The 16,060-nt window shown below is 42.3% G+C and carries 14 protein-coding genes; 11 read left to right on the top strand and 3 right to left on the bottom strand.

The annotated features are described in order from the left end of the window. Positions 1-55: 55 nt before the first annotated feature. Entirely contained in the window at positions 56-1,018 is a 963-nt protein-coding gene (locus G630_RS0102975) for a GTP-binding protein (protein WP_026497713.1), read from the bottom strand. Positions 1,019-1,195: 177 nt separating this feature from the next. On the opposite strand from G630_RS0102975, the gene G630_RS0102970 reads away from it, so the two are divergent. The 6 genes from G630_RS0102970 to G630_RS0102945 all read left to right on the top strand — a co-directional run bounded on the left by G630_RS0102970 (position 1,196) and on the right by G630_RS0102945 (position 9,820). Continuing rightward, entirely contained in the window at positions 1,196-2,164 is a 969-nt protein-coding gene (locus G630_RS0102970; RefSeq protein WP_155831915.1) for a hypothetical protein, read from the top strand. 192 nt (positions 2,165-2,356) lie between these two features. After that, positions 2,357-4,453, top strand: a complete 2,097-nt coding sequence (locus tag G630_RS0102965; RefSeq protein ID WP_026497711.1) for a leucine-rich repeat domain-containing protein — start codon at positions 2,357-2,359, stop codon at positions 4,451-4,453. A 112-nt stretch (positions 4,454-4,565) separates the two neighbouring features. Continuing rightward, the gene (locus G630_RS23295; RefSeq protein WP_049946061.1) at positions 4,566-5,999 is read left to right on the top strand and encodes an Ig-like domain-containing protein; all 1,434 of its coding nucleotides are present in this window, start codon (positions 4,566-4,568) and stop codon (positions 5,997-5,999) included. Positions 6,000-6,203: 204 nt separating this feature from the next. Beyond that, on the top strand, positions 6,204-7,946 hold the full coding sequence (locus G630_RS0102955) for a vWA domain-containing protein (RefSeq protein ID WP_044958457.1): 1,743 nt from the start codon (positions 6,204-6,206) through the stop codon (positions 7,944-7,946). A gap of 265 nt (positions 7,947-8,211) precedes the next feature. Beyond that, positions 8,212-8,922, top strand: a complete 711-nt coding sequence (locus tag G630_RS0102950) for an RNA polymerase sigma factor (RefSeq protein WP_242829888.1) — start codon at positions 8,212-8,214, stop codon at positions 8,920-8,922. After that, positions 8,915-9,820 (top strand): hypothetical protein, encoded by a 906-nt coding sequence (locus G630_RS0102945; protein ID WP_155831914.1) that lies wholly within the window; start codon positions 8,915-8,917, stop codon positions 9,818-9,820. The genes G630_RS0102950 and G630_RS0102945 overlap by 8 nt, the downstream gene beginning before the upstream one ends. 58 nt (positions 9,821-9,878) lie before the next feature. On the opposite strand, the gene G630_RS0102940 is transcribed toward G630_RS0102945, so the two are convergent. After that, positions 9,879-10,442 carry a TIGR01440 family protein gene (locus tag G630_RS0102940; RefSeq protein ID WP_026497707.1) on the bottom strand — a complete coding sequence of 188 codons (564 nt, stop codon included), beginning with the start codon at positions 10,440-10,442 and terminating at the stop codon, positions 9,879-9,881. A gap of 177 nt (positions 10,443-10,619) precedes the next feature. On the opposite strand from G630_RS0102940, the gene G630_RS0102935 reads away from it, so the two are divergent. Then, positions 10,620-11,744, top strand: a complete 1,125-nt coding sequence (locus tag G630_RS0102935) for an SLC13 family permease (RefSeq protein ID WP_026497706.1) — start codon at positions 10,620-10,622, stop codon at positions 11,742-11,744. A gap of 119 nt (positions 11,745-11,863) precedes the next feature. Then, positions 11,864-12,388: an NUDIX hydrolase gene (locus G630_RS0102930; protein ID WP_044958454.1), complete on the top strand. Its 525-nt coding sequence runs from the start codon at positions 11,864-11,866 to the stop codon at positions 12,386-12,388. A gap of 59 nt (positions 12,389-12,447) precedes the next feature. Here the strand turns inward: G630_RS0102930 and G630_RS0102925 are convergent, their stop codons facing one another. Next, on the bottom strand, positions 12,448-12,915 hold the full coding sequence (locus G630_RS0102925) for a GNAT family N-acetyltransferase (protein WP_026497704.1): 468 nt from the start codon (positions 12,913-12,915) through the stop codon (positions 12,448-12,450). Between the two features lie 92 nt (positions 12,916-13,007). On the opposite strand from G630_RS0102925, the gene G630_RS0102920 reads away from it, so the two are divergent. The 3 genes from G630_RS0102920 (at position 13,008) to argS (ending at position 15,871) form a co-directional block, all read left to right on the top strand. Further along, positions 13,008-13,730, top strand: a complete 723-nt coding sequence (locus tag G630_RS0102920) for an epoxyqueuosine reductase QueH (RefSeq protein WP_026497703.1) — start codon at positions 13,008-13,010, stop codon at positions 13,728-13,730. After that, positions 13,711-14,037: an MGMT family protein gene (locus G630_RS0102915; RefSeq protein ID WP_026497702.1), complete on the top strand. Its 327-nt coding sequence runs from the start codon at positions 13,711-13,713 to the stop codon at positions 14,035-14,037. The genes G630_RS0102920 and G630_RS0102915 overlap by 20 nt, the downstream gene beginning before the upstream one ends. Before the next feature lie 64 nt (positions 14,038-14,101). Beyond that, entirely contained in the window at positions 14,102-15,871 is a 1,770-nt protein-coding gene (gene argS, locus G630_RS0102910; protein ID WP_026497701.1) for an arginine--tRNA ligase, read from the top strand. Positions 15,872-16,060: the final 189 nt, after the last annotated feature.

Here is a 16,060-nt window from a genome sequence, read left to right as displayed (position 1 = left end):
ACATTCCTTTTTTGTCGTGCGCCTAGCGGCGCACGTTTCGCCTGACGATATAGCTTTATAGCGATACTACTTTACAGTAATCCTTAAGAATCGAATTTATGTATTCCTTATTTAATTCTTCACCGATGATTATCAGTACATTCCTGCTTGAAACAACAGGTGCAATCTTCAGCTCGTTTTCAGTAGCATTAAATTCAATCTGCGAGTTGTCACCGGTCTTTACAAAGCCTTTAATTCTGATAACTTTTCCGGCATTAGTATCTTTGAAAAGTGATTCTGCAATTTCTCTCAGATTATCCTCGGATATTTCAACATCAAAATAAAAGAGCGGAGTGAATTGTTTATCTTCCAGGGGAAGCTTTACATAAGATGCATGTCTGTAGCCACAACCTGCAAGAGATTTAAAGTCAGTCTCTGTAAACTCATCATAATGCTTGGCAATAAAATCCTTGGAGAGATCAAACCAGGGGCCTTCTTTTCCCAGTCCGAATTTTGCCATGATGGAATTAACGCTTGAAATAACTTTGGGAACGTCTGTGCCATCCGAAATCTTACTTACAACTATTTTTCCTGCATGAGCGATTTCAGACATGAAGAGATAGCGTGACATTCCTTCAAGTGAACTCACAGATGAAGCATCTACTATAGATATTACATTTCCTATCTCATACCAGCGATCAAGTGGCTCGTCGTAGAGCACATCAAAGAATTCATCCACGTCGTAAATTCCCGAGGGTTCGATGATAACTCTTGTGTAGCCGCTCATTCCCATGGATATCAGTTTTGTTCTAAATCTTCGTCGGTGAGCTTCCTGGCCGTCGCCTCCGACAATCATCTCAAGGTTGCAGTTTTCACCAAAAAGATCCTGAAGCAGCACCATGTCTATATTTACAGCGCCGTAATCATTTTCAATGATACATATACGCTCACCCTGTGATAGCAGATATTTAGCATATTCCCTAATGAAGGTAGTTTTACCGGAACCAAGAAAACCGGTTATCAAGTCTATTTTTACCATATTTCATCCTCTGATCATTTCTTTTCTACCAATTATAGTATAAAAAGGAATTTTGCGATGATAAAAAATCTCTACTAAGAAATAATTACCTCCATTTGGGGGTAGATGTGTGCGGGATTTTTTCCTAGAATAATAGGTGGCAACATAAATTTTCAATTCAGATATGAAGGGGGCAATATGAAGAGAAAAATTCTGGCCGTTGCAATAGTTCTTACTATGTCAATTTCTATAGTTGCATGCGGTTCCTCGAAGAAAGGCGCGGATAGTGGTAATACCGGCGAAACTACGAGCATTCCTGAGGGAAAACTGAAGGCAACTTCTGACAAGATACCGGAAACAACCGAGACTACAGATAATACTGATAATAAAGAAGCAGCTTCTTCGGAAATCGCGCAGGATGAGAATACTCTTGCCGGCTACTACAAGGTAATATCCATGACCACGGACGGTGAGGATATAACTGCTGAGCTTGAGCAATTAGCTGCAATCGGATCAGGTATATTCGCTGTCATTAATCCCGATGGAACAGGTCAAATTAACATGATGGGTGAAATGACGGATTTCGACTGGGATGAGAAATATTTCCACATGCATGATGATACAGTGAGCGATACTGATGTGCCCTATACTTTTGCCGACGGTAAACTTACAATCGCTCAGGAGAGCGACGAGATGATATTTGTCCGCATGACTGACGAGGAAAAACAGGCCTACGATAACGGTGATTATGACAAAACCATAGATCAGCTCACGGATGAGATGCTGGATTCCTCATATTTGCCGGATATGTCTTCAGCAAAACATAACGATACAGGGTATTATGAGATTATGGCTTTTCAGGAGGATAGCAAGACCTACACCGCTGACCAGCTTAAGAAAGCAGGAGTAGCTTTTGATATGATGCTTTGCCCTGACGGAAAAGGCTATGCGAACTTTATAGGTACCTACTACGATCTCTCCTGGGATGATGGTACCATCTATGTTGCGACAGACCAAGGACAGGAGAAGATGATCTACTTTAAATCGGATTATGACGGCAAAAGCATAATCACAATAAATGATTCAAATATGGCGATGGTCTTTGAATATGTTAAAGAAGCTGATCCGACCTACGAATGGACAGGCGTGTCGGGAGTACTTGAATAAGAAATAGAAAATCGGATATTTGATTATGGGAAACTGAGGTAATGCAGAAACGTATCAATCTGCGTTACCTCTTTTTTAATTTTTTGACAAAATTACCCCCAAATGGCGGTAGTGGAATTTTTAAAAAATATTTACAATAATCTCGCGGAAACGTGAAAACAAATTTCACAGCAACAAAGGGGGTTATAAAGAATGAAGAGAAGGAAACTAATGAAGCAAATGGGACGAAAAGTCCTGGGGGCAGTGCTGGCGTGTGCCCTGAGTGTAACAATGTTGCCGGCTGTAGGAGGAGAGGCCATTAAAGCTGAGGCTGCGGTGGTGAAAACAACAGCTAATACAAGCTTGGGGGCTAATTCGATTACTAATATCGAGCCTGGACATTTTAATGTTATTACGTATGGCATGGCAGATGGACGAGAGGAACTTTTATTCAACGTTCTCAGCAAAACGAAATGTCAGAGTGGGTTTACAGTGTCCACGCCTTGTCTGTTAATCGACTGTAAGATGCCGGTATGGGAGAACAGCCATAGGTCAACTTATGATGTAAATTATTATTTTAGAACTGCCAGCGTAGAACAAGCACATTTTTCTCCTTTGGAATCCAGAGTGATACAGGAGATTGATGATGGATATCACGGCTGGGATTATTGTTTGCTTAGTAAAAGTGATATTAATGAATTTTATGGTAATAATTCACAAGCTATGATAAAAAGCTATAACGGGATCAAGAGAGACTGGTGGTTAAGAGATACGTATGGCACTGATTATGGGTACTATGTTAATACAAATGGTAGTGTCTATAGTGATAAAAAAAATACCCAGGTAATTGGCTTTACTCCATCAATGAACATACCTTTAAACAAAATACTGTTCTCTACAAAAGTTGGGCAGGCGGATTCAACACATGGTATGTATAAGCTTACTCTGTTAGATAAATATGATTCTGATAAACGTAAAATAACAACTAAGACTATTGGAAGATGCCAAGGTAAGATCAAGTTTTCATATGAAGTTGATGCAAACTACAAATATAACAACTATAGCAGAATGTCTCTTATTATCACTAACAAGCAGATACTAGGTGATAAATATCTTGCTGATATGTCCAATACAAAACTCTATGAATATGTGAATTTAGGGAAATATGAAAATGCTAAAGGAGAAATTACATACGAGCTTCCCTTCGATCTGAAGAATAAAACTTATGGAAAAGACTATTTTGTTTATTTCACAATCGAAGGTGAGCCGGATGGATCTGATAATGGTTCCTCATATTTTGCTGCATTTCCAAGTCAGGTAAATGTTCCTGATACAGATGCGCACGTTTTTGGTGAGCCGTATTGGAGAGTAAGCGCTCCTGCATCATGTGAAAGAGCAGGTAATAAACAGGAATACCATGATTGTCTTATATGCGGAGAACATGTAAGGACAGGGAATAGAGATTCTATTCCGAGACTTGGACATGATTATGCGGATCCTGTATATGAATGGAGTGCAGATGGAAAGACATGTACGGCGTCAAGAACCTGTAAAAGAGATAAATGCGGAAAAGTAGAAAAGGAAGAAGGACTGGTTTCATCAAAAGTTAAAACTCCGGCATCAATAGGTAAGAAGGGAACAACTACATATACAGCAGAGTTTACAAACAAAATTTTCAAGACTCAGACAATAGACATCGAAGATATCCCTGCTCTCGACAAGGATGGCAAGCCAATAATTGAACCCGGCGAAGAAACAAAGCCCGGTGAAGAAGGCAAGTCCGGCGAAGCAGGAAAGCCCACAGAGGAGGCTAAGAAGGTCGAGGATGCTGCACCTGTAACAGAGGCTGATGTTGATGGCGCTCATTACAAGGTTGACGGAGAGAATGCATCACTTGAATCCACAAAGGATGTAAGCGGAGACTTCACTGTTCCCGGAACTGTAAAGATCGGAGATAAGGATTATCCCGTAAACAAGATCGGACCTTCGGCATTCAAGAATACTGAGATCACAAGTCTCGCAGTTGAAGGCGAGGTTACTGAAATCGGCGACAGTGCTTTTGAGGGCTGTAAGAAACTTAAGAAGGTTACAATCGGTGCAAATATATCCAAGATCGGTAAGAAGGCATTCTTCAAGTGCTCAAATCTTAAAAAGATCACCTTCAAGGGAGCCAAGGTAAAGAGCATCGGTGCTAAGGCCTTCAAGAAGATTAAGAAAGGCGCTACTTTCAAGACACCCAAGAAGAAACTTAAGGCTTACACAAAGCTTCTTAAAAAGAAGACGGATGCCGGAGTGAAAATTAAAAAGTAATACAAAAATTTTCTGCCTTCCCCCTTGGGGGAAGGTGGCTGCGAAGCAGACGGATGAGGGGGATTAAAATGAAATTTCTCTCAAAATAAGAAGTTCTATAAGGAGGATTCAGATGAAAAAAAGAATTTCAGTAGTTTTATTCTCGATATTATTGTCATTTATCCTGGCGGCAAGCCCGGCAGCAAGCGTTTTCGGACCTCAGGCAACAATTACCGCAGAGGCTAAGAAGAAAGCTAAGAAATCTAAAAAGAAGACTAAAAAAGCAAAGAAGGTTAAGAGTAAGAAAGCTAAGGGAATAACCCTTGTAGCGGGAGCAACTAAGAAGATCTCCGTAAAGGGCGGAAAGAATTTTAAGAGCTCAAACAAGAAAGTTGTATCTGTAACAAAGAAGGGCGTGCTTACAGCTAATAAACCCGGCACAGCAACAATTACAGGAAAATGCAGCACAGGTAATTATTCTGTAAAGGTTACGGTACCTGATATGAATATAAATGAGACAATGGCTCAGGTTTTCCTTGGAGAGTCATTACAATTAAATGCAGGTAATGCAGCAAATGTAAAGTGGAGCAGCAGTAACGATCAGGTTGCATCAGTAAATAACGGCCTTGTAACAGCTGTAGGCGTAGGAAGCGCAGTTATCACAGCTTCGGCAGGAAAAACTTCAGTATCCTGCACAGTATCTGTTCCTCAGTTCACAATAAGCCAGACTTCTGCAACAATTAACTATGGGCAGACACTTACACTTACTGTAAGCGGAGCATCAAATGTAACCTGGAGCAGCAGTAATGAAGCAGTAGCAACAGTTTCAGGCGGCGTTGTAAAGAGCGTTGATGACGGAAGCGCAGTTATCACAGCAACAGCAGCCGGGTATTCTGTTTCCTGCAATCTTACAATCGTTGATCCTGTTGTGATCAGACAGCCCGCTATTTCATACAAGACTGTTACAAGAGAAGCTACAAGAAACGGAAAGCCGGTATATGAGGAGATTAACCAGACTACAATCACCTTTAACGGACTACCTCAGAGAGCAAAACACATGAAGAAAATCGACCGCAGTAACGGTAAGGGAAGTGAAGCCGATGGAAAACAGGATGGTAAGTATCTCACAGTTGCATGCGCACTTGCAGCTATGACAGCTTATTCAGAGGGCAGAGACGCAGAAGGTCAGGCAATGATGAATGAACTTTTGGTTTCACCTCACATTTCCAGAGCATCTGTTGGTGGTGCCGGAAACCTTACATATTATTTCGGTTATGATAATAAGAAGGAAAAACTTCCGTGGGCATTCTTTGAGGGATCAAAGCCTTATAACTACAACCACAATCAGCCAATTACCGTTGTTATGGAAGAATCTCCCTATGCACCTCAGAAGAGCACAATTTACGGCGTAGAGCTTTCGATTGAACAGATTTTGTTCCACACAGATAACCATCCTTGCCTTAAGAACAACCTGACAGTACAGGTTTACCGCGATCCTTCCGATGGACAGTGGTATCTGTGGCCTAGCGGATTTAATTCACTGTTAAGTACCGCTAGTATCTACTGAGTTTCTTCATTCTTTTTATAAACCTCAATAGTTTCAGGAAAAAGTCGCTGCAGAAATGTGGCGGCTTTTTCTGTGGAAAAAAATAAAAAAATTTTTGAAATATCTGCAACATTTTTTGAATCCCATCTGTATATAGAGTAGAACGGCAACAAACAAGTTATTTTTTAAAAATCTGACACATTTTTAAAAACGGAGGGAAAAATTATGAGAAGAAAAATGAATGTTGCATCAGTTGTTCTAAGCATCATAATCGCAGCAAGCTCTGTATGCGGATGCGGCGGAAGCACACATGAAACGGCGACCACAGCACAAGAAACCTATACTACAGAGTCGACATCAGACCAGGCGTATTATGAAGAGCCGACAGCTGCTACTGAGTATTACGAGGAAGAGGCCTGCGAAGCACCTGCAGCTACAGCAGATAAGAGTGCAGCAGGGGCTGAAAATTCATATGAAACAGCGATGTGTGAAACTGAGGATTGCACCGACATTTACGATCCTTACGTTCAGGAGTACAACACAGAGTCCTATGAAAAACCTGAGGAGAATGGATATGACCTTGTAACCGCAAAACCGCTTTCAACCTTTGCGGCAGACGTTGATACAGCATCCTACTCCAATGTAAGAAGAATGATTGAGGATGGATATTCTCTGACAGATATAAATCCCAGCGCAGTCAGACCGGAAGAGTTCATCAACTATTTTTCCTATGACCTCAATAATCCTGTGGGAGATGAGAAGTTCGGTATCACGACAGAAATCGCTAAGTGCCCTTGGAACGAGGACCACGAGCTCATGTTTGTTGGTATGAAAACAAGAGACATCGACCTTTCTGAGGCACCCGACAGTAATCTGGTATTCCTGGTAGATGTATCCGGTTCAATGGATGAACCCGATAAGCTTCCTCTTTTGCAGAAATCACTCACAGAGCTTGTGGATACACTTCCCGACAAGGGCTGCGTCTCAATAGTTACCTACTCAGGACAGGAGGCAGTACTTCTTTCCGGAACAAGCATGAAGAATAAATCAAAGATCAAAGATGCCATCGACAGCATGCAGGCAAGCGGTTGCACAAACGGTGAAGCCGGCATTCAGAAAGCTTACAAGATTGCTGAAAATAACTTTATTAAAGGCGGCATCAACAGAATCATCATGTGCACCGATGGCGACCTTAACGTAGGAGTTTCAAATCCCGACGATCTCGAGAAACTCATTGAGCAGAAGAGAGACAAGGGCATTTTTTTATCAGTACTCGGCTTTGGTAGCGGCAACTTAAAGGACGACAACCTTGAGAGACTTGCAGACTGCGGTAACGGTAACTATTCATACATCGATTCACTTTTCGAGGGCAAGAAGGTCCTCATCGATGAGATGGGATCAACACTTGTAACAGTAGCCAAGGACGTTAAGCTCCAGGTTGAGTTCAACCCCGAGAGAGTTAATTCCTACAGACTTATCGGCTATGAAAACAGACTCATGAACGACGAAGATTTCAACGATGACACCAAGGACGGCGGCGAGATCGGCGCAGGACACAGCGTAGTAGCACTTTACGAGATCATTCCTGCAGGTGCAAAGAGCGAGATCAAGCTTAAGTACCAGGATAATGATTCAGATAATAAAAAAGAAGATAATCGTAAGAAGGATTCAGACAGTGCTTACAGCGATGAGTACGCAACAGTAAGCGTTCGCTACAAAGAGCCCGAGGCAGACAAATCACAGCTCTTCTCAGTAGTTGTGGGCGACAAGGACTTCTATGAAAACGGAAGTGAAAACTTAAAGTTCGCAGGACTTGTAGCAGAATTTGCAATGATCCTTTCAGACAGTGAATATAAGGGAACAGCAACACTTACAGGCATTATGGACGATTACAAAACAATCGAGACCAAGGATGAATACAGAGATGAATTCGGCCAGCTCGTAAGAATGATGGCGAAGAGAAGTTGATTACAGCCTTCCCCTTGGGGGGAAGGTGCCCCGAAGGGGCGGATGAGGGGATAATCTTAACCAGCTCCTGGTGCAAAATCTGGAAAAACGCACCGTTATCGTGATATACTATGCATTGGAAATTTAAACAGTTGTCTTTTTGAAAACAAAGGAATAAAAATCATTTGGGGAATCCGAGGGACAAAAGACAACTCATAAAGAGGGAATCGATGTCGCGTGGGAGGAAATCATACGGTATGAAAAATGACATCGGGTTAGGGAAACGATGAGAACAATTTCAATGCATAGGAATATCGCGAAATATTATGTAGAAACAATTTTTGAAACGATATTCTTTTTAAAGGAAAAAAAAGATTACAGAGATTTTAGTGAAAGGGCTATCCGTGCGATTTTAGCAGATGTAAAAAAGCAAACTAACGGTAGCCGGTATCATGCTTTTGGCGGTGAGACTCAAAGTATGTCTTATGAAGAGAAGACCGCAAGTGCGGATGCTCAGAATGCCGCAGCAGCAAGAGCAGGAGAAATTCTGGAAAAATACGGGAACAATATTTTGAGAGTAGCTTATTCTTACCTTCACAATATGAGTGATGCGGAGGACATCGTCCAGGATACGCTCATTCAGTACATCAGGAAGGCACCTTATTTTGAAAATGAAAAGCACGAGAAAGCATGGCTTCTTACAGTAGCAGCGAATTTGAGTAAGAACAAGATCGACTATCTGAATGTGAGAAAAGCCGATGAGCTTTCAGAAGAACTTGTTGCAGAGAATAAGGAGGACCTGGCATTTGTATGGGAGGCAGTAAAACAGCTCCCTGAAAAGTATAGAGAGGTGGTACATCTTTTCTATCAGGAAGGATATTCAACCAAAGATATAGCGGGGATCTTGAATCGAAAGGAGTCGACTGTCCGCTCTGATTTAAATCGCGCAAGAGGACAGCTAAAAAATATTCTAAAGGAGGCGTATGACTTTGAGTAAATATAATGAAGTTATGGAATCAGTAAAAATTACCAATGAAATGCGCAATAGAATCCTTTCGAATGTAGATGAGAAACTACGTGTGGGGGATGCTAATATTACCGAATTTGATAGCACAAGAAAAAAGAAATCCGGTAATAATGTAATAAAATTTGTAAAGAGATATGGTTCTATGGCAGCGGTCTTTGCTCTGCTGATTCTTGGAACCTATGGAGTTATCAGAACAGTTGGACTTGGCGGTTCAAAGTCAGAGATGGCTACTACAGCACCTGCCGAATATGAAACTGATTCTGCAACGGAAACAATGGAAGAAGCCACTTCAGAAGCTATAGACTATGCAGAGGTTACCGAAGAAGCAACCGAAGATGCTGCTTTACCTGAATCAGCAGATTCTGTTATGACACCATCCATAAGTGCAGCAGAGGGTGCAAAGGGTTCGGAATCTGAGAATGCTATAGATTTTACAGGAAGTGCTAAAGAGGATTCAGCTTCCGAGGAGGCTGAGAGCCCGGCAATGACAAAAGATGAGTTTTCATCTGCATCAGAGCTTTCACAGGCTTTAGGATTTGATATTACAGACATTGAATCACTGAAAAATGAAGCAACAGAGGTTCAATATTTTAAATATGATGAAGGCGGAGAGATCCTTTATAAAACAGATAATAACAGCATAAGCTATTTTGCATCTGAAATTGGACTGTTCACCGGTTCCGAGGAATTAGATGTTAGTTCTTTTGAAAACAAAAAGCTTATGGAATTTGACAGTTACAGAGTTATCGCCTGCGGCGACGACACAACTTATAAATTTGCTTATTGGGAAAAAGATGGAATCATGTACTCCCTTGTTTCTGATAAAGGCATGACGGAAGAGGAGATTCAGACATACATAAGTAAATAAAAAAGCCTTCCCCCTCCGGGGGAAGGTGTCTGCGAAGCAGACGGATGAGGGGACTTTTTTACATCAGCTCCTCATCATATATAGCTCTTTGTCCGCCAACATACTTAGGCCTGTGTCTTGCACAGATTATAGGAGCAGCGCCGATTTTTCGTAGTGATATACGCATCGGAACCACAACACTGTGCATATGCATACCAATCATGGTACCGCCGATATCTATTCCGGCGTCAGCTTTGCAATTGAGGCTTTCAACAAGAACTGGATCATCAAATCTCTCGTAGCATACAGTGCCAAGCGCGCCGCCTGCGTGATTTGGCTGAGGAATAGCATTTACCTGCTCGAAGCCGTATTTTTCCATGGTTTCTCTTTCAACTACCAAAGCTCTGTTAAGATGCTCGCAGCACTGAGCGGCTGCTAGGATTCCGTTTTCCTTAAGAACCGGAATAATGCCGTCATAGACAGCGTTTGCAACATCCACATTCGTGGCTGTTCCGATCTGGTCGCCAAGGACCTCACTGGATGAACATCCGATTACAAAGATGGAACCGGGACGAAGTTTTGCTCCTTCAAGTATTTCTGTTACTGCCTGTCTGCTCTGCGCAGTTATTTCTTCAAAATTCATAATGAACCTGCCTTTTTTATTTTATATCACCAATATCCATTATAGCAGTACCAAATAAAGTAGCAACCTGGGTTTGGAAAAATAGTGCTCCATCCAAATTTTCCTTGCAATAATTCTCCCACTGTATAGAATCTTATGTGGAAATAAAACAGATCCATTTATTTTTTGAGGAGTATTATGAAAAACAAACTTAAGAAGCTATTGTCAGATCCTGTGCTTGTAATAGCGTGGATTCTGGCTTTTTTATCGTCATTTATCGTACGCCCGGATTCTGAATATGCCGGATACATTGATTTCAGGTCACTTGGAATACTTTGGGGACTTATGATCATCATTCAGGGTCTTCGCGAGAATTCAATATTTGAGAAAATCGGAGACGTACTTCTTTCAAAGGTTAAGAAAAGCTGGCAGCTTGCATTAGTCCTTGTATTTCTTTGCTTTGTAAGCAGCATGTTTATAACAAACGATGTGGCGCTGATTACCTTTGTGCCCTTCGCGCTTATGACACTTAGTAGCTGTAAGAGAGAAGACCTGATGATTCCTGTTATCGTGCTTCAGACTGTTGCGGCGAATCTCGGAAGCATGTTAACACCTATCGGTAATCCGCAGAACCTATATCTTTACGGCCTTACAGGAATGGGAATCGGTGAGTTTGTGCTCTGCATGCTGCCTTATTCGGTTATGGCAGCGGTTCTTTTGCTTACAGCGATGCTTGTTCTTCCCGGAAAATCCAAGACTCTTGAAGGCAGAAAGAAGGATTATAATATAGTAAGACACTTTGGAGGCACCAAACAGATCGTAGTTTATTGCCTCCTTTTTGCGATTGCACTTTTATCAGTGCTTCGAATAGTTCCGTGGTTTATAATGGTGATAGCTGTTCTTGTTGTAGTTGCTGTTATGGATGGAAAAATCCTATTAAGGGCTGACTATATACTACTTTTGACTTTTGTTGGATTTTTCATTTTCACCGGAAACATGGGGCGCATGGACTTCGTCAAAGAGAATCTGACAAAGCTGATGGAAGGACGCGAGTTTATCACTTCAGTGGTGGCCAGCCAGTTTATCAGTAATGTTCCTGCGACGCTGATGCTTTCAGGTTTTACAGAAAACTACAAGGAGCTTCTTGCAGGCGTAAATGTTGGCGGTCTCGGAACCCTTATCGCCTCTATGGCGAGCCTTATTTCTTTCAAGGCTTTCTCCAATGACTATAAGGAGAGCAGAGGAAAATACCTGCTTGTGTTTACTGCGGTTAATGTATTGTTCCTTGTGATATTTGTTGGAATGCACTTTGTGATTGTCTGATATTTCTGTGTTGAGGGATGATTGTTATTTTTTAATTTAGGATTACCCGTAGAACTGAAAAAAAGAAGAATATCTTGGTAATAGATTGAATTACTCGCACAAATATAAAGGATAGCAATATGGAAATTACAACCCTATGCTACATGGAGAGGGATGGGAAATATCTCATGCTTCACCGTATAAAGAAAAAGAATGATATAAATGAAGGTAAGTGGATTGCACCGGGAGGACACTGTGAAAACGGTGAGAGCCCTGATGATTGTGTGAAAAGAGAAGTGCTTGAGGAGACCGGAATCAAGCTGAATTCTTTGAAGTTTAGGGGAATTGTGACGTTCTACTCACGTGCTGTAGCCGGGAACAGAGACGGATTATACGAGCCTTCGGAAGCTGAAAATGGCGATGTAACGGATTACATGTGCCTTTTCACATCCGATGATTTTGAAGGCGACGCAGGAGACTGCAACGAAGGCGTCCTTGAATGGATATCCAAGGACGAACTTGTAAAGCTTGATCTCTGGAAGGGTGATCTGATTTTCCTTGATCTGATCAAAGACCCTGCGCAGCCGTTCTTTTCACTAAAGCTCACTTATGAAGGTGATGAGCTTGTTGAGGCTGTTTTGGATGGGAAGCTGCTGAATATATGAAAAAACAGCCTTATTCAATGTGCATACAACTGCGCAATAATATAGGAGCTTAATACAAATTACAGAATCTGCTCCATGCCAACCTTGTAGGGCTGCATTCCAAGTGATTCATAGAATTTCATGGCACTTTCATTGCAGTTCCAGACATTTAGGGTGATATTGTAGTAGCCGGCATCCTTGGCCCAGCCAAGAACATAGTCGTATAAACTTCTTCCGACATGCTGACCGCGGCAGTTTTCATCAACGCATAGATCATCGATATAAAGAGTCTTGATGTCTGTAAGAAGATTGTCATTCGGGTGCTCCTGGTGCACACAGAAGGCGTAGCCCAGCATCACATCATTGTCATCTACCGCAGCGAAAATAGGCCTTGAATCATCCTTCAGGATTACTTTAAGTTCATCGTCGGTATATTTATTATTTTTCTTAAAAAGATCGGGACGTCCCAGATGATGGACAAGATTAACCTGTTTTAAAAGCTCGTGAATCTGTGGAATATCCTTATCAAGTGCTCGTCTGAAATTCATTTTCATTCCTCCCAAGGTACTCGCGATTTTGAAGCATCGAATACCTTTTGTGATATAGTTATAGAAGTTTAAACATTAACAGTATAATTGAAATGGAAAAGATAGTGAACATAAATTACGCAAAAGAACTTGAAAAGAGAATACAGCAGTTCCAGAAGGAAGGACGTTTCCCAAGACTTCTTCTTCATGCCTGCTGCGCTCCGTGTTCATCCTACTGTCTTGAGTATCTTAGACAGTACTTCGATATCACCGTGTTTTTCTACAATCCGAATATCATGAATGAACCAGAGTACAGAAAGCGAGTGGAGGAGGAAAAGCGCCTCATAGCCGAATATAACAAACAGGTTGAAAACGGCGATTTTGAGGGGATGAATTCCGATGAAGGCGCCAGGAAAATCGAAATCATCGAAGGTGACTATATCGTAAGCGATTATCTTGAGGCTGTGAAAGGGCTTGAGAATTGCCCTGAAGGGGGCGAGCGGTGCACCAGATGCTTTGAACTTCGTCTTGAGGAATCCGCTCGGATAGCAAAAGAGCATAGCTTCGAGTTTTTCACAACAACGCTCACAATTTCGCCTTTAAAGGATGCAGCGAGACTAAACCGAATTGGAAATGAGATGGGGGAGAAATATAGTGTCTCGTTTTTGCCTTCTGATTTTAAGAAAAAAGACGGCTATAAACGCTCTATAGAACTGTCGCATAAATTCGATCTCTACAGGCAGGATTTCTGCGGCTGCGAGTTTTCAAGGCTGGAGCGGGAAAGCCAGGAGCGTGATAGACAGGAGCAGGGTGAAAATGGAAGAAAACACCTTTGATAAAATCTATGATATTGTGAGGCAAATTCCCAAGGGAAAGGTTGCGACCTACGGACAGATAGCGCTGCTTGCAGGAAACAGGCGCTGGAGCAGAGTCGTGGGCTATGCACTTCACGTAAATCCCGATCCCGAGCACATCCCGTGCTACCGCGTCGTGAACCGCGAGGGAAGGGTGTCATCGGCATTTGCATTCGGGGGTGAGAACATTCAGATAAAAATGCTTGAGGCAGACGGAATCGAATTTGTGGATGAGACTCACGTCGATATTGACAGATTCATATGGAAGCCCGGCATACCTGACATTTGAAATTTCAGATATTTGTGTTAGAATTCATTATTATTCATATTAGTTATAAGGAAGGAAGATTATCTTGGAAAAAATCTTAGAGTTAATTTCAAAAGAAGTTTCCGCTGCATTTGAGGCAGCCGGTTTTGATGCAGAGCTTGGAAAGGTTACTCTTTCCAACAGACCTGACCTCTGTGAATATCAGTGCAACGGAGCAATGGCAGGCGCCAAGAAATATGGCAAAGCACCTTTCATGATTGCGGATGCGGTTGCTGAAAAGCTTCAGGGAAGCGAGATCTTTTCATCTGTAGAATCAGTTAAGCCCGGATTCCTGAATCTCAAGGTTAGCGAGGATTTCGTAAGAGGCTATATTGTGAAAATGCTCCATGAGCATCACTTTGGAATCAAGACTCCTCTTCATGCGCCTAATTTCATGATCGACTACGGCGGACCGAACGTTGCAAAGCCGCTCCATGTAGGACACCTTCGCTCAGCAGTTATCGGTGAGAGCCTTAAGAGAATTCTCAAGTACGCAGGCTACAAGGTAACAGGCGACATTCACCTCGGTGACTGGGGACTTCAGATGGGCCTCATTATCACAGAGCTTAAGCATCGTCAGCCCGATCTTCCTTATTTTGATAAAAACCACACCGGACAGTACCCGAAGGAAGCGCCTTTCACTATCGGTGAGCTTGAGGAGATTTATCCTGCAGCCAGCGCTAAGTCCAAGGAGGATGAAGCTTTCAAGGCTGAGGCAATGGAGGCAACAAAGCTTCTTCAGGACGGCGATAATGGTTATCGTGCGCTTTGGCACCACATCATGAATGTGTCTGTAAATGATCTTAAGAAAAATTACAAGAACCTCAATGTGGATTTCGATCTCTGGAGAGGTGAATCCGACGTTCACGAAGTAATCCCGGGAATGGTTGATTACATGAAGCAGCACGGCTATGCTCATGAGAGCCAGGGAGCTCTCGTTGTTGATGTTGCTGAGGAGACAGACGCCAAGGAGATTCCGCCCTGCATGATCCTTAAGTCAGACGGAGCTTCACTTTACAATACAACAGACCTTGCTACTATTCAGCAGCGCATGGAGGAGTTCAAGCCAGAAGGCCTCATCTACGTGGTAGATAAGCGCCAGGAACTCTACTTTACACAGGTTTTCCGCTGCGCTAGAAAGACTAAGCTTGTTCTTCCCGAGACAGAGCTTCACTTTGTAGGATTCGGCACCATGAACGGCAAGGACGGCAAGCCCTTCAAGACAAGAGAGGGCGGAGTTATGCGTCTTGAGAAGCTTATCGCAGAAATCGATGAGCAGATGTATAACCGCATCAAGGAAGGCAACCAGGAAATCGATGACACCGAGGCAAAAGATACAGCTCACAAGGTAGCTCTTGCAGCCATCAAATACGGAGATCTTTCAAACCAGCCTTCAAAGGATTACATTTTCGATATCGACAAGTTCACATCCTTCGAGGGAGACACCGGTCCGTACATCCTTTACACAATGGTACGTATCAAGTCTATCCTTTCAAAGTATGAGAACGAGGGCGGTAATGTTAAGGAAGCACTCCTTAGAAATGCAGAGTCCGCTGATGAAAAGAACTTGATGCTTCTTCTCACAAGATTTACGGATGCAGTGGAGAGCGCAGCAAGAGATCTCATGCCCAACAGAGTTTGTGCATATATCTACGAGTTGTCAAATGCGCTTAACAGCTTCTACCACTCAACCAAGATCCTCACTGAGCCTGATGAAGAGAAGAAGAGCGGATACATCGCACTCCTTAATGTAACACTTAAGGTGCTCGAGACAGGAATAGATTTACTTGGCTTTAGTGCACCGGATAGGATGTAAACCATATACACTTAAAAATGAATATTGGTCATTTTTTAAGTGGAAACTTAATTGCGCAGAGCGAGTTTTAAAGCCTTATATACTCGCAGCTTCATGGAACCTTAAAGTCGTCAAGTACGAATTATGAACCATTTGGTTCATAATCCGTAGGCTTGGCGGCTTTTTTATGTCTTATACTAATACAGCACG

The organism is Butyrivibrio sp. WCD2001, assembly GCF_000424485.1.
In the GTDB taxonomy this organism is placed as follows: Bacteria; Bacillota; Clostridia; order Lachnospirales; family Lachnospiraceae; genus Butyrivibrio.
This window is presented reverse-complemented; position numbering and strand designations above follow the sequence as displayed.